This window comes from Cupriavidus sp. 8B, from assembly GCF_054589115.1.
This window is the reverse complement of the sequence record NZ_BAAILO010000348.1, coordinates 1-570: the sequence shown is the minus strand read 5'-3', so window position 1 is coordinate 570 and position 570 is coordinate 1. Positions and strand designations below refer to the sequence as shown.

At 60.7% G+C, this 570-nt stretch carries 2 protein-coding genes; both read right to left on the bottom strand.

The annotated features are described in order from the left end of the window. The coding region (locus ACYP5B_RS33925; RefSeq protein ID WP_459572539.1) for a hypothetical protein at positions 1–212 on the bottom strand (212 nt) is incomplete at its 3' end. Between the two features lie 58 nt (positions 213–270). Beyond that, positions 271–528, bottom strand: a complete 258-nt coding sequence (locus ACYP5B_RS33920; protein ID WP_400101866.1) for a hypothetical protein — start codon at positions 526–528, stop codon at positions 271–273. Positions 529–570: the final 42 nt, after the last annotated feature.

Here is a 570-nt window from a genome sequence, read left to right as displayed (position 1 = left end):
TTGATGTCGTCGGCAAAGGCCGTGTTGTTGCCATTCATGTTGACGACATTCTGGGTCTGGCCGATCAGCTGCGAGGCGTTGAAGGTCGAGTCGATCTTGGTCAGGCTGAAGACGGGCATGAAGGGCACGAAGCCGCCGCGCACGGCGCGCATGGCGCGAGCGTCGAGTTCTTCGGTGACGGACAGGTCCTTGATGGCGAGGGTGGTAGTCATGGCAGTTCTCCGGGGTATTCAGTAGTTTGCGAATTCAGCGTGGGGCGTGGCCCGCGGCTCAATAGATGTTGTTGCTGGCGTTCTGCGTCGAGTCGACACGGGACTTGATGTCGGACACGAAGGCGGCGTTGTTGCCGTTCATGTTGACGACATTCTGGGTCTGGCCGATCAGCTGCTGGGCATTGAAGGTCGAGTCGATCTTGACCGCGCTGAAGACGGGCAGGAAGGGCACGAAGCCGCCGCGCACGGCGCGCATGGCGCGGGTGTCGAGTTCTTCGGTGACCGACAGGTCCTTGATGGCGAGGGTGGTAGTCATGGCAGTTCTCCTTGGGAGCGATTGGGACTTGGGTTCGGTTGG